19 protein-coding genes are annotated in these 20,703 nt (G+C 45.3%); 6 read left to right on the top strand and 13 right to left on the bottom strand.

The window, feature by feature from the left end; translation table 11 throughout:
* The first annotated feature begins 134 nt into the window (after window positions 1-134).
* The gene (locus DHX103_RS11770; protein ID WP_422122470.1) at window positions 135-1,334 is read left to right on the top strand and encodes an MFS transporter; all 1,200 of its coding nucleotides are present in this window, start codon (window positions 135-137) and stop codon (window positions 1,332-1,334) included.
* Between the two features lie 69 nt (window positions 1,335-1,403).
* On the opposite strand, the gene DHX103_RS11765 is transcribed toward DHX103_RS11770, so the two are convergent.
* A complete protein-coding gene (locus DHX103_RS11765; protein ID WP_422122469.1) occupies window positions 1,404-2,156 on the bottom strand; it encodes a DUF6920 family protein in 753 nt (250 codons plus the stop codon).
* 173 nt (window positions 2,157-2,329) lie between these two features.
* On the opposite strand from DHX103_RS11765, the gene DHX103_RS11760 reads away from it, so the two are divergent.
* Window positions 2,330-2,809 carry a flavodoxin family protein gene (locus tag DHX103_RS11760; RefSeq protein WP_422122468.1) on the top strand — a complete coding sequence of 160 codons (480 nt, stop codon included), beginning with the start codon at window positions 2,330-2,332 and terminating at the stop codon, window positions 2,807-2,809.
* A gap of 24 nt (window positions 2,810-2,833) precedes the next feature.
* Window positions 2,834-3,757, top strand: coding sequence for a hypothetical protein (locus DHX103_RS11755; protein WP_422122467.1), 924 nt, complete (start codon window positions 2,834-2,836; stop codon window positions 3,755-3,757).
* 70 nt (window positions 3,758-3,827) lie between these two features.
* On the opposite strand, the gene DHX103_RS11750 is transcribed toward DHX103_RS11755, so the two are convergent.
* Window positions 3,828-8,000: a tetratricopeptide repeat protein gene (locus tag DHX103_RS11750; protein ID WP_422122466.1), complete on the bottom strand. Its 4,173-nt coding sequence runs from the start codon at window positions 7,998-8,000 to the stop codon at window positions 3,828-3,830.
* Window positions 8,001-8,076: 76 nt separating this feature from the next.
* Here DHX103_RS11750 and DHX103_RS11745 point away from each other — a divergent pair, with 76 nt between their 5' ends.
* The 3 genes from DHX103_RS11745 (at window position 8,077) to DHX103_RS11735 (ending at window position 10,629) form a co-directional block, all read left to right on the top strand.
* On the top strand, window positions 8,077-8,259 hold the full coding sequence (locus DHX103_RS11745; protein WP_422122465.1) for a hypothetical protein: 183 nt from the start codon (window positions 8,077-8,079) through the stop codon (window positions 8,257-8,259).
* A gap of 231 nt (window positions 8,260-8,490) precedes the next feature.
* Window positions 8,491-9,573: an AI-2E family transporter gene (locus tag DHX103_RS11740; RefSeq protein ID WP_422122464.1), complete on the top strand. Its 1,083-nt coding sequence runs from the start codon at window positions 8,491-8,493 to the stop codon at window positions 9,571-9,573.
* A 231-nt stretch (window positions 9,574-9,804) separates the two neighbouring features.
* The gene (locus DHX103_RS11735) at window positions 9,805-10,629 is read left to right on the top strand and encodes an STAS domain-containing protein (protein ID WP_422122463.1); all 825 of its coding nucleotides are present in this window, start codon (window positions 9,805-9,807) and stop codon (window positions 10,627-10,629) included.
* A 62-nt stretch (window positions 10,630-10,691) separates the two neighbouring features.
* Here the strand turns inward: DHX103_RS11735 and DHX103_RS11730 are convergent, their stop codons facing one another.
* The 11 genes from DHX103_RS11730 to DHX103_RS11680 form a co-directional block, all read right to left on the bottom strand.
* Entirely contained in the window at window positions 10,692-12,194 is a 1,503-nt protein-coding gene (locus tag DHX103_RS11730) for a phytoene desaturase family protein (RefSeq protein ID WP_422122462.1), read from the bottom strand.
* Window positions 12,195-12,440: 246 nt separating this feature from the next.
* A complete protein-coding gene (nhaC, locus tag DHX103_RS11725) occupies window positions 12,441-13,826 on the bottom strand; it encodes a Na+/H+ antiporter NhaC (RefSeq protein ID WP_422122461.1) in 1,386 nt (461 codons plus the stop codon).
* 332 nt (window positions 13,827-14,158) lie between these two features.
* Window positions 14,159-14,371, bottom strand: a complete 213-nt coding sequence (locus DHX103_RS11720; RefSeq protein WP_422122460.1) for a hypothetical protein — start codon at window positions 14,369-14,371, stop codon at window positions 14,159-14,161.
* Window positions 14,346-14,510: a hypothetical protein gene (locus DHX103_RS11715; protein WP_422122459.1), complete on the bottom strand. Its 165-nt coding sequence runs from the start codon at window positions 14,508-14,510 to the stop codon at window positions 14,346-14,348. Before DHX103_RS11715 ends, DHX103_RS11720 begins: the two co-directional genes overlap by 26 nt.
* A gap of 372 nt (window positions 14,511-14,882) precedes the next feature.
* The gene (locus DHX103_RS11710) at window positions 14,883-15,005 is read right to left on the bottom strand and encodes a hypothetical protein (RefSeq protein ID WP_422122458.1); all 123 of its coding nucleotides are present in this window, start codon (window positions 15,003-15,005) and stop codon (window positions 14,883-14,885) included.
* A gap of 47 nt (window positions 15,006-15,052) precedes the next feature.
* Entirely contained in the window at window positions 15,053-15,415 is a 363-nt protein-coding gene (locus DHX103_RS11705) for an ArsR/SmtB family transcription factor (RefSeq protein WP_422124767.1), read from the bottom strand.
* Window positions 15,416-15,445: 30 nt separating this feature from the next.
* The gene (locus tag DHX103_RS11700; protein ID WP_422122457.1) at window positions 15,446-17,200 is read right to left on the bottom strand and encodes a SulP family inorganic anion transporter; all 1,755 of its coding nucleotides are present in this window, start codon (window positions 17,198-17,200) and stop codon (window positions 15,446-15,448) included.
* A 361-nt stretch (window positions 17,201-17,561) separates the two neighbouring features.
* The gene (locus tag DHX103_RS11695) at window positions 17,562-18,638 is read right to left on the bottom strand and encodes a serine hydrolase domain-containing protein (protein WP_422122456.1); all 1,077 of its coding nucleotides are present in this window, start codon (window positions 18,636-18,638) and stop codon (window positions 17,562-17,564) included.
* Window positions 18,639-19,073: 435 nt separating this feature from the next.
* The gene (locus DHX103_RS11690; RefSeq protein WP_422122455.1) at window positions 19,074-19,226 is read right to left on the bottom strand and encodes a hypothetical protein; all 153 of its coding nucleotides are present in this window, start codon (window positions 19,224-19,226) and stop codon (window positions 19,074-19,076) included.
* Between the two features lie 126 nt (window positions 19,227-19,352).
* On the bottom strand, window positions 19,353-19,748 hold the full coding sequence (locus tag DHX103_RS11685; protein WP_422122454.1) for a hypothetical protein: 396 nt from the start codon (window positions 19,746-19,748) through the stop codon (window positions 19,353-19,355).
* 181 nt (window positions 19,749-19,929) lie between these two features.
* Window positions 19,930-20,163, bottom strand: a complete 234-nt coding sequence (locus tag DHX103_RS11680) for a hypothetical protein (RefSeq protein ID WP_422122453.1) — start codon at window positions 20,161-20,163, stop codon at window positions 19,930-19,932.
* Window positions 20,164-20,703 lie beyond the last annotated feature (540 nt).

Below are 20,703 nucleotides of genomic sequence, written 5' to 3'. Positions count from 1 at the left end.
CCAATAAAAGCCCGTGTTCCCATATTCCAGGCGTTTAAACCCTTGTGTTCAAGAGGCTGTTCCGCTATAGTTATCCTCTGAAGAAGAACATCCAGATCCCTTCCACCATACTTTACCAGCTAAGGAGACACCAAGTGAATTTAAATAAACCAAAACTCTGGACGAAGGAATTCGTCCTTATTTCCACCGTCAATTTTTTCTTAACTTTAGTCTTCTTTCTATTAATCGTCACCATCGCTGTCTATGCCGTAGCGGAATTCGATGCTACAACAAGCGAAGCAGGCCTGGCAACGGGCATTGCCATTATCGGTACCATGACCGGACGCATAATCATCGGCAGGCTGATCGAAAAGATCGGACGCAAACGAACTTTGATCATCGGATTGATTTTATTCGTATTGACCACCCTGCTGTATTTTGTGAACCTCGGTCTGCCGTTTCTGATGACTAACCGTTTTCTTCACGGCATGACGCTCGGGATGGCAAGCACTGCCGCGGGAACCATCGTGGCGCAGATTATTCCCATGACCCGAAAAGGTGAAGGAATCGGCTATTTCAGCATGAGTTCGACGCTCGCAACGGCCATCGGACCATTTATCGGCCTGTTTATGAGCCAGCGCACCAGTTTTGAAATGATTTTCGCTCTTTGTGTCGTTTTCGGGATTATCAGTCTCGCTTTTGCTCTTTTCGTAAAAGTGCCGGCTGTGGATTATTCCGTGAAAAGCGACAAAACAAAAGGATTCAAAATATCCGATTTTCTGGAGCCAAGGGCTTTGCCCATCGCGCTGATCACCTTTACAGCCGCTTTATGTTTTTCCAGCATTCTTTCGTTCATCAATTTTTATGCGATTGAAATCGATTTGGTTGAGACCGCCAGCTTCTTTTTTGTTGTTTATGCAATAGCCGTCCTGATTTCGCGCCCCTTTACCGGCCGTTTAATGGATATTAGAGGTGCGAATTTTGTCATGTACCCCGCATTTGTAGCCTTGGCTGCAGGGCTTTTGCTCCTGAGTACAGCAACCAGCAGCCTCAGCTTTTTAACTGCAGCCGTTCTCATCGGCTTTGGTTTCGGCAACTTGCAGTCAACGACCCAGGCCATCGCCGTCAAGCTGACTCCTCCTCATCGGATGGGGCTCGCGACTTCAACTTTCTTCATCTTTCTGGATGCCGGGCTCGGTTTCGGTCCTTATATTCTCGGCTTCATCATTCCGTTGACCGGCTTCAGCACCTTGTATGTCATACTCGGATTTACGGCACTCGCCGCTTCCATTCTGTACTATGTGCTGCACGGCAAAAAAGAACGGGCCGCAAGTTCGGCCGCTCCGATTTCATAATAAGCAACAGGCACCCTCTTCAAAAGGATGCCTGTTGCTTTTTTCATTCCAGCTTCAGGGCACGAGAATTCACTTGGAATTAAACCGGATATCGCTTGCTCTGAACCGATACCACGTAAACGGACCGTGTTCGAGCAGCCAACTGATCTCAATTTCCACCGGAATCTTCAATCCGTCCACCCACTGTTGTTCTTTGATGGCGCCCGTGCATAACACCAAGCGTGAGTCATCATCACTTTCCTTATAGCGCCAAGCCTCCACTTTCAGCAATTCATATTGTTCATCGAAATAGAATGTTGCGGAGCCTTTCAAACCGGCATACTTCAGCGTCGCAATTGCCGTGTAATCATCTTCTGCCTCCCAGGAAATATACGGACCGACCGCCGCTGTCGGGTACCAGGCCAGTTCCATCAAGTAACGCTGCAACGACGACTGGTCGGTCTTTTCATTTTCCATCGTTTTCGAAATCGGCATGATGCCGCCAAGCTTGATGCGCATGCTGCCTTTGCCTTGCTCGAAGCTGTCTTTTCCCGTCACATAGATGCCTGGGGCGAGTTTCATCTTCACATCCCAACGGAACGCGGGCGGATCCGTGTGGGTGATTTGTTCTGATTCGGATGCAGTCCACTCTCTCTGCTCTGGCTTCAGTTTTATCGTCCCTGTTTGCTTCAGGCGAATACTGTGGATTGGCTCACGGCCGACAGCCCCAATCGCATGGAGCCAATTTTTTACCGCTGATGGCAGTGACTCTGTCATCTCTGCTTTTATCTTATTTGGCATGCCATGGCTCGCCCCCGTTTCAAAACTCCCATCGTTCTTCATTATTACTCCACCTCCCTGACTTTTCATTATTTCCCAGACTTTCATTGCCATGAATAGAGGAAATTCCGGTTATGCATTGAAGTACTTAAGTAATGAATGACAGCCGTCAAATTCTCACTTTCACCTGCCATGACTGCACGTCGAAAAAAATGAGTGGAATGGAGGGAAAAGTCATGAATATCGGAATTATCGTGCATTCTCAGACGGGCCACACCTTGCTTGTAGGTGAAAGAATCCGCGAGAAACTGCAAAGCATCGGCCATGAGGTTACGCTGCACAAAATGCAAAACCTCGATAACACGGATCCAGAGCACAATCCAAAGAACATAAAATTGGATCGCATTCCCGAAGCGACCGGCTATGATGCACTGATTTTCGGCGCATGGGTCCAGGCCTTTAACCTATGTCCCGGGTTTCATCTCTATCTTAAACAAATACCCGTTTTCGACACAAAAAATGTCTCCTGCTTTTTGACTGAACAATTTCCGTACAAGTGGATGGGTGGCAGTTTTGCCTTGTCCCAAATGAAAAAATTGCTCAAAGCTAACGGCGCCGAAGTACAAGCTTCCGGCGTGATCAATTGGTCCAATAAAAAAAGGGAACAGCAAATCGATGACCTGGTTGCTAGATTCAGCAGCCAATACGATTTCTGAACTCTGTCGCAGGAGGTTAACTGGATGAAAATAATGGATTTTTTGCTGGACAGCGATCCCGCTGTCAAACGGCAGACCCAAATTTACCTTCTCAGCGAAGAGAGCCCCTACTCCGCTGACGGCTGGATTGGGGAATTTCTTTCCCATTATAATAAAGAAACGCACACCTGGGGCAACGGCATTTACGGACCCAAATGGATTTCGACATTTTATACGATGCGCGATTTGCAAACGCTCGAGATTGATCCGCAGCACCCCATTTATCAGCAAGGGTTGGAGACATTGCTCGACCGTATGTGGAACCCGGAAAAGCATGAGGAAGATGACGTTTGTGTCGTGGCCATGTTCGTAAGCTTGTTAACATATGGCAATCATTCGTCCTCCGTTGTTGACGACATGATCCAGTATTTGCTCAAATGGCAGATGCCCGACGGCGGATGGAACTGCTCCGCCGTTCACGGCTCCAGCACCAAAAGTTCCATCCACACCACGCTGTCTGTGCTGGAAGCCTATGCCGATTACGAAAAGCATGGCTATCGCGCTCTGCTCCCCGCGATCAAAGAACAGATTGCGGCAGGCCAGGCTTATTTGCTGCGCCGCAATCTTATGAGAAGGGAATCGACCCATGAAATCATTCTTCCCTATATCGTCCAGTTCCATTTCCCTGCCAGATGGAAATACGACGTCCTGCGCGCGCTGGTTTATTTTGCATCCATCAGGTATCCGTATGAACCGGCATTGGAGGAAGGGTTAAATTTGCTCAGAAAGAAATTTGAAAAAGGGTATCTGAACAAAGGGCCAACTCATTCAGGCCGACTCCATTTTAAAATGGAGACGAATAAGATCGGTGCGATGAATACGCTTCGTGGGTTGATCGTCCTGAAATATTATGCCCCTGATTATTACAACGAAATCATCAGCAAGGAAATTGCCGTTTCGCAGGGATAGTTTCATCTTTTCGTTTTACTTATTATAAAAAGGCGCACTCACAATTGAGTGCGCCTTCGTATTTTTTCTTCTACACCATTTCCTCCACCAGTTCATCGATATCTTCATAAATCGCTTCAAACAATGGTTCTTCACCGATAGCCATCACAAACATCCCGCCGTCATCTTTACTGAACAATTCACGTAACGCCGCGATTGCCCCCGCTTTATTGCCGAGCATCATTTCACAGCGCGCCAGCTCGTAAAAGGCGGGCGAGAACTCACTTTCCTCTTGCGTCAACGCTGCCAGGAGTTCATGCCCCACTGTCGCATCCCCCATTGTCATATGGCTCATGCCACGCGCCAGCCGAATCCATTCGTTGCTTTCCAATTCTTCCGGAATCCGCGCCAGCAATGCCGGTACTTCCCCTTTTCTTTCCTCAGACAGGATTTCCAGGATACGGACGTAAGGCTCTCCGTTGAACGGTTCCAGGCGGATGACGTGTTCATATTTCTCCAGCGCCTTATCCGTTTCAGTCATTGACGCCAATGTGTTGCCCCACAACATCAGAACTGCCGCGTCAGCTGGCTGTTGTTTATGCAAGTTTTCCGCCAGTTTGTTGGCTTTGTTAAGAAGTTTTTCCGATTCTTTTTCAATCGCCAGTTGAATGGTCGCCACCAGCTGCAGACTCGCCGCTTCGTAATTGCCGGTGCGTTTCACGAACGGCTCCAATCCATCGATTGCCTTCTTGGCCATTCCGCGGTCCAAACAAAACGCCGCGTGCTGCAGCACAGGCATTTCACTTTCTGGCGCCCGCTTTCTCGCTTCACCAAAAAGGATAAAAACAGTCGTCGACACCCGGATCCGCTGTGCGGCGTGGCGCAGTTTGCCAATTCGGCTTTTTTTACCGCGTTCCAGTTCCGCTTGTTCCTCTGTTTCGATAAACCACTGACCAAGCTCGTCGGCGCAATAAGACTGCGCGAGTCCCAGTTCTTCCCCTTTAAGCTGTTTTTTCAGGCGCTTGTTGATGTCATGTGTTTTGCCCATTTGCGCGCAGACCCGGACGAATTCCCTGTAAAGCCGTTCGTCTTCCGGGCGCTCGGCCATCAGGTCCTCCAATATCAGCGCAGCGCGTTTCAACTGCCCTCTTCGCACATAGAATTCCGCGAGCTGGTAGTAGGAAGGAAAGGCTCCGTCCAGCGCTTTTGCCTTTTCGAATAAGTCTTCCGCTTCCTCCAGGCGGCCATCTTTTTCAGCGCAATGCGCCTTGCCGACGAGCAGCCATTCATCCGGCACCTGATCGACCACCCTTTCCATCGTCTTCGCAATTGTCTTGACCGCTTCCTCTGTCAACGCCAGTTCAAACAATTCCTTGAAATCGATTTTGAGCGGATCGTTCTGCAATAGTATTAAAGCCGCTGCATATGCTCGCGGAATATCTTCCATTGCTGTATAGGTTTTGATCAGCGCTTCCCGCACCGCTGAATTGCCGGAATCCAGTTCCGCACTTCGAATAAAATGCGGAATCGCCTCTTCCAGCCGGTCCGCTTCCACTTCCAGCATGCCGAGCTGGAAATGGGCCTGCGCACTCGGTTCTTTCTCAAGCGCCTGTTCGTAAAGCAGACGGGCAAAGCGGCTGTTTCCTGCCTGTTCATGCAACTGCCCTTCGATGCAAAGCAAAGTTGCATCCGTTTCTGTTTTCCGCATTTCCTTGAAACGATTCAGCACACGGTTGCGGAACAATGGATGGCCTCCGAAATCCGCGTATTGCATCGCCATATCCTTATAGTCTTGAAGCCCTTTCTTTTCAAGCCCCTTCTCCAGAAGCGTGACAGCCTGCTGCTTCCCGGCATATCCAGACCATTCGTCCCATAGCATCGTTGACGAGTGGATAAAATAGTCGGCATCGCCTTTTGGGGCATATTCATTTAACAGCTCAACAGCCGACGCAAAGCGGTCCTGTTTCACGAGACTATGGGCGATTAAGGTCAACGAAAACAAATCCTCCGGATCGAGTTCAAACGCTTTGCGGTATTCCTCTTCCGCTTTTGCATACCGCTCCTGTTCGACGGCGATATGCCCCCGGTAGACGTGGAATATGTCTTTATTATCCGTATGCTCGAGGCCCCGATTGACCACGGACAGTGCCTCTGTCCAGTTTTCTGCCGCCATATGGATTTCGGCAAGGCGCAGATAGGAATACGGCAGCGCCGGCGCCATTTCAATATAACGCTCGAAAGAGTCGATCGCCGCCTCCTCTTCGCGAAGCGCCAATAGGCAGCGGCCGATTTCATAGATAAAATAACCGTCCTCCGGATGTTCCCCACTCAATTTACGGAATCGCCCCAGCGCTTTTGCGAATGCACCTGATTCATACTGGATCAGGCCATGCGTGATCTGCACGTAAACATCCGACGGCATCTGCCCGATTGCAACCTGCGACCATTTATAAGCCTGATGGATCTTGCCCGCTTCCATATAACAGCGCGCCAAATGGCTGTAAGCGGACGGCTGGTAATGGTCCAATTCAATCGACGCTTTGAGATACGGAATCGCTTGCATGTGGCTGTTCTGGTTCAGCAGAATGACGCCCCATAAAAACAGTGCATACGGGCTGTTCTTTTCATTGACTGCAGCCAGGCACTCAATCGCTTCGGGCAATTCATTCTTCTGGTAATGCATATGTGCCACCAACAACGCTAAAGCCGCATCATTCGGCCCGAATTCCCGTCGCAGCCGCTCGACCCATTTGCCGTGAAGCGCTTTCGCCCGGTCGGAAAACAAAACCGAAATCCCGACTACGGCCGCGTAGCGTTCCTCAATATGCTCCTCCAAAAAAGTGATGAATGCCTCACTTTCCAGTTCCTCTTCTTCCAAAAACGCATACAGCTGTTCATAGAAATGATGCTCTGCCTCGTTCAGCTCTGCCAATAAATTCGCCTGCTGTTCCCTGACGAAGACCATGCTGAGCGAATCGGTCATTTTATAGATGTCTTTCATCTCCGCGTAAGGCACCAAAAACGGCACCTGCTCGTTCGGATCTTGGATGATTATGCATTGCAACCGGTCGTCATAACCGACCAAAACCTGCACATGTGAATTGTTCTCGATCAGCATCGACAGCAGCACCGGCACACCGGCATCGACCATCCCTTTATAAAGCTCGATGGTGCCTTTGAAATACCGGCCCCTTAAGCCGAGTGATTCCATATACTCCATCGTCGTCCGCAACTTCGAACCCGTCACGTCAAATACATGGGTTGCGATTTCGTCCTGGCTGATGTCCATACCGAATGCCTCGAGCATAATCGACAGCGAAGCCGGCATGCAATAGTCGAGCTTCTGGACCTTCGGCGTCAGCTCAAGCTGTTTTCGGATGCCGTCCCGCTGAATGGACGTTTTGCCGTATATCGTCTGTTCCAATACCGCCTGATGTTGGCGGGTCCAGGCTTCGAGCTCATCCCATTTCTCCAGCTTATACAGACAATCCGCTGTCAGAAAAACGTAAGCATCCCGGTGGTCGTGATACGGATTTTTCGCATTGATGTCTTCCATCAGACGCATCGTTTCCTCGCAACGGCCCAGGTGAAAAAGTTGTCTCACCTGCTCCATCCAAAACGACCAATTTTCCGGATACGCAGCCTGCCCTTCCCGCAGCAACTCGAGCGCCTCACTTTGGCGCCCCGTCATCGACAAATGATCGGCCAATAAGCTGCGCACAAACACATTGCGCTCAGCTGTCTCAAACAATAGCGCGGTTCTCAACATTTCTTCTGCCCGTTCCCAATTGCCGCTGTGGAGGTAATAAAATGCCTCAAAATCCGGAAACAATGAACCTTTCGCTTCCTTAATTTTTTCCAACTGCTCTTTCGCTTCCGGCATGCGGTTCAACTGACAGAACACGCGGAACAACACCATATACGCCGACACCCGTTCGTCCACAGTAAGATCCGAATCTGCCACGACATGGAGTCGCGCCGTCATGCGTTCTTCCGCCTCCAGGCTTTTCCCCGTCTCCAACAAACGCATGCATTGCCATGCAAACGGGCGCATGGTACCAAAACGCTTATGGGCATGCGTCGAAAGAAGATTGCTGTATTTATATAGGTCCGCCTGATCCGCCAAGCGAATCAACCGATAATAATCGTCTTCAGTTTCTAATTCTGCCAGCCACTCACGCAAGCGGCGGATCGATCGTTCCTCCCATAAGCTCCGAATCGCCTCGATCAATTGCTCTATTGTTTTTATGTCATCTGCTCTCATATCCTCCGAGCCTCATTTCTTTCCCGTTAGTACGTTTGATTCATTATATTGTGGAAAAATCCAGGGCGCAATGGCTTTGAAGGGAATATTGAAGTTATTGCTGGAGCTTTCTATATTATTTAATTCAAGAAATATTATGTTTGAAAAAGGATATCTGACCAAAGGGCCCACTCATTCAGGCCGACTTCATTTTAAAATAGAGACGAATAAAGTCGGTGCGATGAATACGCTGGGGGTTGAGGGTGCTGAAGGAGTATGATCGTGGATTTTATGAAGAGTTAATTGGCAGAGAAATTAGCATCATGAAATAGATGAGCCTGCATTGAGTTATCGGTGGTTAAATTCATCTCCCAATCAGACTCACCATGAATTGGTTCGAATCTTAGAAACTATTTTTCCATTAAGCCGATATTTGTTTAACCTCCCCCCTCTTAGGCTATAAGGGTATAAAGGACTGTTTCGCAAAAAAATCAAGCAAGGAGGATAGCGTATGCCGAAAACAAAATGGTTTTTATTCCTGTACAGCGTTGTTCTCATACTGATCATTCTGTACCTCGCGGCCCGGATGCCGTTTCTTCTTTATCCGTTCCAAGTCATTTTTTCGACCATCGCTCCGACAATCATTGTTGGCGGGATCCTCTATTATATATTCCGGCCGCTGGTGCGATTGCTGGAAAAACGGATGGGTCGCGTAACGGCAATTCTTTCTATTTTCCTGCTTTTTACCGCCGCCATCTTCCTGCTCGGCAGTTGGCTCGGCCCGCTATTGGCAAATCAGATAATGGCGCTCATCAATAATTTCCCGACGATCGTTAACCGGGTTCAGAACTGGATCAATATGGCGTTGGAAAGTGACTGGTGGCAATACATAGAAGAACAGGATATGATGCCGGCACTTCAGCCGTCCACATTGACGGATAATTTCTCTGCTGCATTTGAAGGTTTCGGTTCCAGTCTTCTTGCCTTTCTTGGCAGCTTCCTTAGCTTAGTGTCCAAACTGGTCATTGTTCCGTTCGTCCTGTTTTTCCTGCTAAAGGATGGCGAGCGGCTGCCAGAACGTATGCTGAAAATTCTTCCGCAGGATTCCCGTGAAGAAGGGCGCAAAATCCTGCAGGATATGGATGGGAATTTGAGTGCTTATATCCAGGGGCAGGCGATTGTCAGCCTGTTCGTCGGTGCGCTGAGCCTGGTCGCCTATATGCTGCTCGGCTTGCAATACGCGGTGATTCTTGCGCTTGTTGCAATGTTCACCAACCTGATTCCATTTCTCGGACCGTTCATCGGTGCAGTACCCGTGTTGATTGTGGCATTTTTTCAGGATCCGCTTCTGGCGCTCTGGACTGCCCTCGCCATCATTGTTATTCAGCAAGTGGAGAGTAATCTCATCTCGCCCAACGTCATGGGCCATAAACTCGAAGTGCACCCGGTCACGATTATATTCCTTCTATATATTGGCGGAAGTTTTGCCGGAATCATCGGCATGATCCTCGTCATTCCGATCTATGCTGTTGGTAAAGCCATTGTGCAGAATTTCTATCGGTTGATCCGCCTGAAGTATCCGGCCTTGCGGTGAACAAGAATTCGCGAAATAAAACCGTTCCTTCCCGTGAACTGAAATCTAAAATAACACCAATATTCTCTTTATTCTCTAAAAAAGCATAGTTTTAATTCTTAATTCCCAGGTATAGTTATAATTGTCCAATTTCTTCGACAAAGCTTTACAGAAGGAATTTCAATAATGCTATACTAGAATATAACATTGGATATATTTACAAAAAATTCATATTTAAAAGGAGCAAGAACAATGGCCGAGGCATTGCAAAAATCAGAGGAAATCAAAGTTTTTTTCCATACATATCGCGAAGCATTCGAAGAAGAATTGTTGGAGGAAGCCGTTAATGTCAAAGATCGAATTGATGAAATCCTGAATATCGGTAATATCGACCTTGTGTCGAATGCCCATAAAGTCGTCGGCTATATTATTGATGGGCAAGAAGAAGAACTGAAAATATTTGCGAAACAGGAAGGCATTGCCTGGGCCACACACTCCATCGAACTGTCTTTTAAATTGGAATGGATCCAAGCCATCCGCCGCACTCTTTGGACGTTTCTTCAGCAATACAATGATGCAACGCTGAATAAAGTCGCTTTCGATTTTTTCTCAATGGAAAAAGTTATCAATACCCGGGTGGATACGTTTCTGAATACATTTTTCATCAGCTATTCTACATACAAAGATTCGTTGCTCATGGCGCACCGTGAACTGGTTGAAAATTTGTCAGTACCGATCATTCCGATTAATGCATCTGTCTCCATCCTGCCATTGATCGGTTCCGTCGATTCGTTCCGGACATCGATTCTGGAAGAAAAAGTGCTGACCGAAATCGGCGCATCGCAAATTGATACATTGATTTTGGACTTGTCCGGCATTGCCGATATGGAACCCGAAGTCATCCACCATTTGATGAAACTCATCGACGGCACCGCCATGATGGGCTGTCAAACGGTCATTACCGGATTGCGTGCTGAAGTCGTCCGGAAAATGATTCAACTTGGGTTGTCGTTTGACCCGAAAACAAAAACCCTTGGAACGCTGCAGCAGTCGCTTCAGCAATACTTGGTAATCTGATAGAAAATTTTATGAAACAGCAAAAACCGCGAAATGGAACCCATCCATTTCGCGGTTTTTTCTTACTTGCCTGCCTGATCACGTTTTACAATCTTGTCGCTCACCTGCTGGCCGCTTAATGTCACCATCGGCATACCGCCGCCGGGATTGACGGTGCCCCCGACGAAATACAAATTATCGTAAAGTTCACTCTGCTTTTTATGCTTGAAGCCGCCGTTGCGTTTTTTATCCGACACGGTGCCGTAAATCGCGCCACGATCCGACCCGTAGGTGCGTTCGATATCATGCGGCGTCCAGACGTCGCGTGTCACGATATTTTCCCGCAACCCGTGCAAGCCCATGCGTTCGAGCTTATCTAAGACGCGCTCTTCAAACTGCCGGTATTCCTCCGGTGTAAACGGTTTGTCCTGAATATAAGGAATATGCGGCAGGATCTTGATGTTTTCGTGTCCAGGCGGTGCCTGCGTCGGATCCGTTTTATTGACGTTCACCAGATAGATCGTCGGATCGTCCGGCAGTTCGTGTTTCTCGAACACTTTGTCCATCTGTTCATGCAGATTTTCCGAGAAGAAGAAGTTGTGGTGATTCAGGAACGGATACGTTTTCTTCACGCCGAGATGCAGCACTAGGCCGGAGCTCGACGGCTCGTATTTGTCCACCAGTTTCGTGACAAATTTGTCGTCCACATCCACCATCTTTTTGTAAAAAGGAATGACTTCCATATTGGATACATAATAATCGGCGGTTCTGAGCGTCCCATCTTCGAGTTCAATCGCAGAAATTTTCTTGTTTTCATTCGTGTGTGCCCGAACGACGCCCATGCCCGTATGGATTTGCACGCCTGCTTCTTTAGCCAGTTTCGTCAGGCCTTCCGCCAGTTTATGGGTGCCGCCCTGGACATACCAGCAGCCCTGGGCATGCTGCATATAGATCATCATATTGAGCACGGCCGGCGCGCTGTACGGGGAAGAACCGACGTATTTGACGTAATAAGACAGCATGTCGCGCAGATGCGGATTGCTGATGCGTTTGGAAATCGCGCTGTACATCGTCGACGTCAGATCAAAGCCGATCAATGTCGAAAGAATGCCATTTTGCGCAACGGCCTCTTTCGGCGACTCAAAGCCTTCCTTCAAGTAGCTGTGTTCCGTCGTCTTGTAAATCCGCCGCGCATATTTCAAGAGCGAGTAATATTCTTTCATATCTCCGTGGGAAAGTGCCGGATTGGCGCGCTCCATCAAATGGAGGTCGTGGTACAAATCCAACACGGTGCCGTCCGGAAAGAACGAACGCCATTCCAGCTCCAAGCGTTTGATCGGTACATAATCTTCCAACCGCTTACCGCTGCCCTGGAACAATCGATCGAAAATGTGCGGCATCGTTAAAATTGACGGGCCAAGGTCGAAGCCGAAACCGTCCTGTTCCAGGCGGTTCACTTTGCCGCCGATATGATCATTTTTTTCATACAATGAAACCGCGTAGCCTTTTTGCGCAAGCGAAATGGCCGCAGACAAGCCCCCGAGGCCTCCTCCGATCACAATTACCGATTTATTGGAATTCCCCATATATGTACCGCCTTTCTTTCCGTAAGAGTTGTTTTATAAAATGCTCTAATTCATGAAACTTTTTCTAGCTGTGCTTTCTTCAGTAAGGTGCCATAATCCTTCTTATTCCCTGCATGAAGCTTTTAAAAACTTTACATATAGTTTTTGTATAATAATTATACACTTATTTAGTGGATGGGGTGAACACTTTCCTTCTATAGAAAAAGGAAGAAACTTTTGAGTAAAGTTTCTTCCCTTTATTTGTTCTTACACCTCTTTATTGTACGTTAATGTTTTCCCAGTTATTCCGAACAGGATCGTCAGGATTGGGGACAATAAGCAGAAGATGGCAAACGGCAAATATTCCAATGTGGAGACGCCCAAGACGGAGGTGATAAAAATTCCGCAAACGCTCCACGGCACAAGCGGATTCACCACTGTCCCCGCATCTTCCATCACGCGGCTCAAATTCTTGCCGGCCAGTCCCAGCTTTTCGTATGGTCCCTGAAAAGCCTGCCCCGTCAGCAGAATCGACAGGTATTGTTCACCGATCAATATGTTGATGCCAATCGCCGTCAACGCAGAAGCCGCGATAACGGAAGAGACTTTCTTCAACAGGCTTTCAATCTTCTGAAGTAAACATTGGACGATTCCCAAAGTGAATAACAGGCCGCCCATGCTGAGGGCGAGCAGCACCAAAGCAATCGTAAAGAACATACTTTCCATACCGCCCCTTGAGAGAAGTGTGTCGATTTCTGCAACGCCGGTTGCGGACACATAGCCGCCGAACAGGATGCCCAGCAATTGTGCAATTTCGAGACTCTGATGGAAAAATGAAATGATGATTGCGGCAATTGAGCTCGCAGCCAATGTCATTAGGGCAGGGATTTTTCCGATTGTCATAATCACCAAAACGATTAATGGAAGGATTGAATACCAATGAATTAATCCGGATCCCAGTAAGCCTTCTTTAAAAAGGGCGATATCCGCGGCATTGTCCAGTGTGATTGACGGGGACATAAACCCAAAGAAAATCAATGTCAAAATGAATGCCGGAATCGTCGTCCACCCCATATTGCGGATGTGTTCAAATAGATCGACGCCGACAATCGAAGATGCGAGATTGGTCGTGTCCGATAACGGCGACATTTTATCTCCGAAAAATGCACCGGAAACGATGGCCCCGGCTGTTACAGCCAGAGACAGGTCAAGCGCTCCGGCTATCCCGATGAAAGCGACGCCCACCGTTGCCACTGTCGTCAGCGAACTGCCGATGGACAGACCGATGATTGATGTGACGACAAAAACAATCGCAAAGAAAAAGAGCGGCGTCACCAGATTGAATCCGGCATAGATCAATGTCGGAATGGTGCCGCTGATCATCCAGCTGCTGATTAGAATGCCGATGAAGAAAAACAGGAACACCGCGCTCATTCCCGCTCCGGCACCTTTTACCAAGCCTCCTTCGAGGACCCGGTATGATACTTTTTTAGCCAACCCGTAACAGATCAGCAGCAAAATCGACAACAGGATTGGTACATGCGGAGGGGCTTCGAATAGAATGATACTGGAACTGATGATTGCGACGACAATTGCAACTAGTACAGCTGCTTCTGTAAAACTCGGTGATAACACTGCTTTGATATGAAACATTTGCGATTCCTCCTGCTTTTTCTAAGATGAAAATAAAACGAAAAAAAGAAAGCCCACGACCCCTGATTAAAGGGACGAAGACTTTCTCCGCGTTACCACCCAATTTGACATTCCGCAACACGCAGGAACATCCACTTCATTAATCGTCGAAATTACAGATGGCGTAATTCACCCCAATTGCTGCCTGGATTTGCACTAACCATCCAGTCTCTGCTTGCTGTCCGCAATTAGCCTACTCATTCATCATTCAACGTACATATAGTCGCTTTCAATTTTTATAATCTTAGCATGTTCTGCAAACAAGTCAAGTACGCTGGGCAAATGCTTTGATTCTATTCTCTCTCTTGAAGCATTTTCTCAACAGATTTGAAGCTCTCATAGCATTCTGTGCGGTAGCGTCCTTCTAAAATACCCAGCAGTGCTTGGGGTTCGATGGAAAATCGGCGCTCTAACGTTGCCAAAGAGTTGCCCTTGGTATGATAAAGGTAAAGCATCGTATAGATATCATCATCCCGGAAATTAGCCAAGTATTTGCTGGTCGGCATCTGCGGTCACCCCTTTTTCAATGGCATCCCACTTCTCCTTTAATTGCTTATACAACTTGTAGCCGGCGATGTATTCCTCATAACCACGCAACTCCCAGTTCAAGATATCTTTTAGTTCCTCAGATTGGTTTTTTTCCATGAAATATTTCTCCTTTCGTTTAGAATTCAGATACATATTATTCTCACTTCCAGCCTATATTATTCGCTTTTTTTGTACTGTGACATTTCTCACTCCCGCGGAGTATTATTGAACACAAGATTAGTTCCCATAAAAACAGGACTTTAAATTCACTCCATTGAAAAAATAAGCATTTTTCCATCATTCAATATAACTTATAGACTATACCTGTACCATATAAATGTAAAGGTTTTCTGAATACTTTTTTTATTCAGATTCCTTATTTGATTCTTCTTTCCCGGTTAACACCTGAGGCGCGATGCCGCAAAAAAAAAAAGAAATCTCGCCGATTTGGCCAGACTTCTTATAACCCGATCGGGTAAGAATGCTTTTCTATTTCGTACCAACTTTATTTAAAGAAACCAGATATTCGCTTTCTGATGAATCCCAAAACATCTTCCCTTTCCCAAGACACACTGGACAACTTTTTTTCAACCAAGGGATTTTTGTTTTCATCTTTCCTTGCCCCTTACATTTTCTGCAAAGAATGATAATAGCCATCTTTAATCCCCAACACTGTTTTCATTATCTTCTTTAGCTTCATTTTCCTGTAACTTGTCATAAATCGAAATCGTACTCACAAGCTGATTATTAAAAATCTGCCGGGCAACTTGGAGCAATTCGATGATCAAGGGGTCGCTCAATGAATAGATGACGCGGTTTCCTTCTTTGACGCCTGAAACTATGTTTTTATTTCTTAACACCATCAGCTGCTGAGAAATCGCTGAACCTTCAGTTCCAACAATGCTTTGGATCTCATTTACGCTTTTTTCTCCATCAGCTAATATTTCAAGGATTTTTATTCTTAAAGGATGTGCCAGGGCTTTAAAAAAATCCGCTTTGAATTTCTGCATCTCCAGATTCAACATGAAATTTGCTCCTTTCCGTTTATACCATTACGTCGTTGACAGTATTTTTTCTTTTTCCAGGTCTGTTTTTGGTGGTTGAGATAGCTTCGTACACTCGCTGAAAGCGAAATGTTTACAGCCTAAACATTTATTTCGATCTAAATGTTCTTGGGCATAATTGATGGCATCACCCGTGTGTTCAAAGATATTTTTGGAGCCAACGGAATCATAGAGTCCGGTCTTTTGTAAAAGCTCTTTCGTTTGCTCCGACAAACCGGATAACAAAACAACCCCATGTTTATTAAAATCTTTAACGATACTTGCTAAGCTGGCTTCCCCGGTGATATCGATAAATGGAACTTTCCCCATTCGCAAGAGCAGCACTTTCGGTTTGTAATTGATTGTGCTCATGATGGTGTGTTCGAATGTCATAGCTGCCCCAAAAAACAAGGGTCCTTCAATGTTAAAAATGGCTATCTGCGGGCAATCGTGCCCTTCATTCACAACGCCTGTCTCCACTTTTTTAGTTTCTGAATTGGGCAAGGCTTTGGCGGTGACCAAATTCTCGCTCATTCGTTTGGTAAACAAGATAATCGCGAGAATAAGCCCGACCTCAACGGCTGCAGTTAAATCGACAAAAATCGTCAATAAAAACGTAACTATCAGAACAATTGAATCTCCTGTTTTGGTTTTCGCCACATACATAAACACATGCCGTTCGCTCATATTCCAAGCAACCACCATCAAGATCGGGGCCATACTGGCCAATGGAATACTGGAAGCAAAAGGAGCAAATAACAGGAGAATAAGCAACACGACCACACTATGGATGACTCCGGATAACGGCGAGACGGCTCCATTTTTAATATTCGTGGCAGTTCTTGCAATCGCGCCTGTTGCCGGGATCCCCCCGAAAAGCGGGGTAATCATATTCGCCAGTCCTTGGCCCACAAGCTCTTTATTCGAATTGTGCTTTGTGCCAGTCATGCCATCCGCCACGACGGCAGACAACAGCGATTCGATGCCGCCGAGCAGCGCAATGATTATTGCCGGCTTGATCATTTGCACAACATTCTCAAGGGTTATGTTCGGAATTCCGAACTGTGGCAACGTGTTAGGGATAGCGCCAAATGTACTTCCGATGGTCGGTATCTGCCCTGCAAAGAAAACAGATGCAATCACAGTGGAAAGAACCAGCCCGATTAATGGACCTGGAACTTTCGGGAAAAATTTAGGTGTAAGAAGGACGGTTACTAAACTGATTCCGGCGATTATCACACTATAAATATTAATCGTGTCTATATGGCGTGCGATTTCAACTATATTCTCGAAGAAGGATTCTTTCTTTTCCACCCCGTCCAATCCCAGGAAATTAGCGACTTGCCCAACGAAAATGATGATGGCAATACCAGAAGTGAAGCCGATCGTAACTGACTTCGGAATGAATTTGATCAGGGTGCCCAACTTGAAAATCCCCATTAAGATGAGAATGATCCCGGCCATAAAACCGGCAATTAATAAGTTTTCATATCCATAGACCATGACTATCCCGAATAGTATGGGGATAAATGCACCAGTTGGCCCACCAATCTGAAATTTGGATCCTCCAAATAAGGAAATGATAATTCCAGCAATGATTGTGGTGTAAATTCCATATTCCGGTTTGACGCCGGATGCGATTGCAAAAGCCATCCCAAGCGGAATGGCTATCACACCAACGACGACTCCTGCCAATAAGTCTTTTTGAAAAGCCGCCAAGTTATACCCTTTAAAATTACCGGACAAAAACAATTTTTGCCGCATGCCTTTACCTTCTTCTCTCGTGTATTTTAATATTTGATTATTTGAATATACTACAAATAAAATATACATGATTATTATCAAATTGTCAAAAATATTGTGTATCGAGAGCAGAAAGATGCACGGGCAGAATCAATGGAATGCCAAAACAAGCGGACATTATTATTTTGAACCGCTCTGAAAGCCGACAAAAAAACGGCCGTGAGGGTGTCTGACACCTTACGGCCGTTCTTGTCTTTCCGTGCAGAGGTTTTCCGGAAACCCTGGATGGTATCGATTAAAGCGAACAGCGCAAAGGTGAAAATGATTCCGCCGATAATCCAATTCAGCGAACTTAATGACCCGAAAAGATCTGTGAGCCGAGTCAGGAATCCTTTAGCGCAGATTTGATAATTTTCAAAATAGCTTTTTGTACAGCAGCATGTCCCGCACCATTTATCTGATTCGTAGTTCCGGTAAAGTATAAATCCGTATCAGGGTTATACCATGCAAAGGCGCCCGTTTGTCCCCAAAACCCTAAAATCTCTGTTATCGGTTTGAAGGGAGAGATTATTCTTGGAACAAAAAGTTTTTCCAGTCCTATTCCATAGAAAAACAGACTGGGTGGGGGCAATATCCAATTCCACTCCTTCAAGCCTTCTATATTCTCCTTCGGGAAAAAGTGCCCCCTAAAAAATCCTTTTAAGAAAACCATTGCTTCCTCTGCTGTAGAAACAATGCCGCCCTCTGATGTTACTGATACAAGATAGTTGGGAAGCCATAGTTTTTCAGATTTATAATAGAAGGGAACGGGTTTAGTGTCAGTGCTGTCTTTATATGCATAGGTATGTTCCAACCCCAGCTCATCAAAGATATACTCTTGAAACACTGCACCAATATCTTTCCCGGTAATAACCTCAATAATTTTGCCAAGCAATTGATAGTTGGTATCGGAATATTTCGCTCTCCCCTTTTTACCCGGAACAAAATTGGGAGTTAGCTCTTTTACCAGAGATATTGTTTTCTCCAGTTGCCACGATTCATCCCTTCCCCCCAGAAGTTCGGAGGCAGCAGTTTTTCCATCCCTTTGTTTATAAAAAAAGTAATCCGGTATGCCTGAAGTATTGGATATCAGGTGTTTTACGGTGATGTCATTGGAATAGTCGACAGCTTTTAAAACATGCAGCCCTTTCATGAATTCCTCAGGTAAATATTTGGCTATTTTGTCATCCAGCTCGATTCTTCCTTCTTCCATAAGGCACATAACAACTGTCGTTACATATAATTTCGTAACACTGGCAATAAAGTATTGACTATCACTTTGCATATCGCCAATGGCTCCTGTCCATGAAAAGCTGTTATCTCCGCTTTCAACACAAAGCACCGCACTAAAAACACCTTTTTTATCCCCAATCTCTTCAATAGCATCATGAAGGAATTCTTCTTTCATTTTGGTCCCCATTGCTACTCCTCCAATTCATAATCAGAGTATAAAAGCGTTGTAACCTCTCCTTCTCCACTGACTTCGGACAGGGTATTGTTTGCAGCCATAAGTCATGAATTAGGTTTGAATCCTATTTCTCCGCATAGTTGCATTGTTCCTTTATTGTAGACGTGAAAAATATAATTCCGCTTTCCTCGGAGCTTGATTTTATTCTCAAAATAAAAACGCCCCACTGAAAAGGAGCGCCCGGACTTAAGACAAGCTCAAATTGATTGAGTTTGTCTTTACTTTTCTATTCCTGTAAGTATTGGTCAGATGTGTTACGTGCAGAAAACCATAGTATTTTGTTATCAAATGGTTCGGTTAACGTTTTGTGTTTTCTTTTTTTCGATTCTATTATTTTGCGGAAGGGAGAGCCGAAATAAAAATCACCATGAAAACGGGGCTAATTATTTATTGAATGGCCTCTTTGGCTTCCTCTTTTTCAATAGCATCCCACTTTTTCTTCAGTAGCTTATACATCTTGTATCCAGCGATATATTCCTCATAACCACGAAGCTCCCAAATGAATATATCCCTCACTTCAGCACGTTGGTATTTTTCCATGAAATATTCCTCCATTCGTTAAAAAATTTGTATTCATTTCTTTTGTCCCGTTCAATGAATCCGAGTTTCTGGAGTTTCTAGGAAGTTTTTTCTTTTTCTTCTTTCTATTATTGTGCACGCTGCTGCTCAGCAATTTTGCATGCATTGTTCCAACTCCTGCCACGGTATGAACATCTCACGCTCGGCTTTCGAATGATAAGGAATAATGCCATACAGTTCTTTCGGACAGGTTTGAGCCAATTGCAGTAAATGCTGGAATACTTTTTCCGACACCTCGTATTTCTCCATACAATTTGGCAAAGCCTTCAATTTTTCAGTTGCGTGGCCTTTTTCCAGATCATCGATTTGGACCCAAAATGTATCAACTTGAGTCCGTTTCTCCTGACCCATGACAGAGGTGACTTCACGCATCAATCTGGCGAATAAAGTTATGGAGGTCAAACCATTATCCATGTTTTCATCTTTGGATTTGAGAAAGAAATAAGTAACTGATTTCTGGAAAACCAATGTTTTTCGCACCATTTTCTCGACTCTCCTTTCTCTTTTCAATTAGGTTTTTATGAAAGCGACATCGATCAGACCAGAGAGGCAATTATCATTTACTTGAACCACTCTTTTTAAGAGAGACAATAGCTTGTTTCCTCCAGCTTCAATGGTTCTGGCAACCTAAAAGCGTCAGAATGGAATGGTTATGCAACTTGAGTCAATAATAATTTATGTCATTCAATACAGTACTATCTTCAATTTTTTCTGAAATTTTTATGATTTGACCTTGTTTATACATGGAGTGAGCTGTTTTTTTAGAAAGTGTATTTTTGTTTGCGTTGTCCAAAAAGCCGATAGAGAACCATTTTCCGTCTGCAGTTTGAACAAAGTCCAGAAGCCTAAAATTTACTTCTTCCAATACCATTTCAGTTTCCTCCAGTTTCATTATCATCTTTTTCCTCTTTCAGTCACTGGCGTTTCGATTCCATGGTTCAAGCGTCGTAACTTGCAGCTTTGTAGGTATTTTCTTACAGGACCTGATCAGCTGAGAGAAAAATTCGGGTTTCTGAGCATTCATCAATCAGATCTAAATCGTGCAATAATTCAAAAAATATCATGCGTATTATTCTCACTTTCAGCCTATACTATTCTCATCTTTCATAGTGTGACATTCCTCACGTCCGAGTAATATTTTGTATAAACGAATGAATCTTCCTGAATAATACCTACAGCAAGGTATATATTATGCCTGTCTTCAAATAGATCCTCTTAGACCAAGTAACCAATTAGTTAAAAACAATAATAATAGATTAACCAGCAATTCAAAAAGCGTATTTTTATCTTTAATGAGCACAAAAATGCTATCACTCGTTTTTTGTCATTACATTAAACCTTTAATGTAACTTGAAATATGTAAAGGACTATTAAATTTTATTTTGATTAAGAATTTGTAAAGTTATTCTTCTAGATTTTCAGTCTTATATACCTCTTT

The sequence above is a fragment of the Planococcus daihaiensis genome (assembly GCF_049262615.1).
In the GTDB taxonomy this organism is placed as follows: domain Bacteria; phylum Bacillota; class Bacilli; order Bacillales_A; family Planococcaceae; genus Planococcus.
This window is presented reverse-complemented; position numbering and strand designations above follow the sequence as displayed.

Coding starts and splice junctions, on each gene's coding strand:
- DHX103_RS11765 (WP_422122469.1), bottom strand. CDS start 2,156: ATGAAGAACGATGGGAGTTTTGAAACGGGGGCGAGCCATGGCATGCCA.
- DHX103_RS11760 (WP_422122468.1), top strand. CDS start 2,330: ATGAATATCGGAATTATCGTGCATTCTCAGACGGGCCACACCTTGCTT.
- DHX103_RS11755 (WP_422122467.1), top strand. CDS start 2,834: ATGAAAATAATGGATTTTTTGCTGGACAGCGATCCCGCTGTCAAACGG.
- DHX103_RS11750 (WP_422122466.1), bottom strand. CDS start 8,000: ATGAGAGCAGATGACATAAAAACAATAGAGCAATTGATCGAGGCGATT.
- DHX103_RS11740 (WP_422122464.1), top strand. CDS start 8,491: ATGCCGAAAACAAAATGGTTTTTATTCCTGTACAGCGTTGTTCTCATA.
- DHX103_RS11735 (WP_422122463.1), top strand. CDS start 9,805: ATGGCCGAGGCATTGCAAAAATCAGAGGAAATCAAAGTTTTTTTCCAT.
- DHX103_RS11730 (WP_422122462.1), bottom strand. CDS start 12,194: ATGGGGAATTCCAATAAATCGGTAATTGTGATCGGAGGAGGCCTCGGG.
- nhaC (WP_422122461.1), bottom strand. CDS start 13,826: ATGTTTCATATCAAAGCAGTGTTATCACCGAGTTTTACAGAAGCAGCT.
- DHX103_RS11720 (WP_422122460.1), bottom strand. CDS start 14,371: ATGCCGACCAGCAAATACTTGGCTAATTTCCGGGATGATGATATCTAT.
- DHX103_RS11715 (WP_422122459.1), bottom strand. CDS start 14,510: ATGGAAAAAAACCAATCTGAGGAACTAAAAGATATCTTGAACTGGGAG.
- DHX103_RS11710 (WP_422122458.1), bottom strand. CDS start 15,005: ATGAAAACAAAAATCCCTTGGTTGAAAAAAAGTTGTCCAGTGTGTCTT.
- DHX103_RS11700 (WP_422122457.1), bottom strand. CDS start 17,200: ATGCGGCAAAAATTGTTTTTGTCCGGTAATTTTAAAGGGTATAACTTG.
- DHX103_RS11695 (WP_422122456.1), bottom strand. CDS start 18,638: ATGGGGACCAAAATGAAAGAAGAATTCCTTCATGATGCTATTGAAGAG.
- DHX103_RS11690 (WP_422122455.1), bottom strand. CDS start 19,226: ATGGAAAAATACCAACGTGCTGAAGTGAGGGATATATTCATTTGGGAG.
- DHX103_RS11685 (WP_422122454.1), bottom strand. CDS start 19,748: ATGGTGCGAAAAACATTGGTTTTCCAGAAATCAGTTACTTATTTCTTT.
- DHX103_RS11680 (WP_422122453.1), bottom strand. CDS start 20,163: ATGATAATGAAACTGGAGGAAACTGAAATGGTATTGGAAGAAGTAAAT.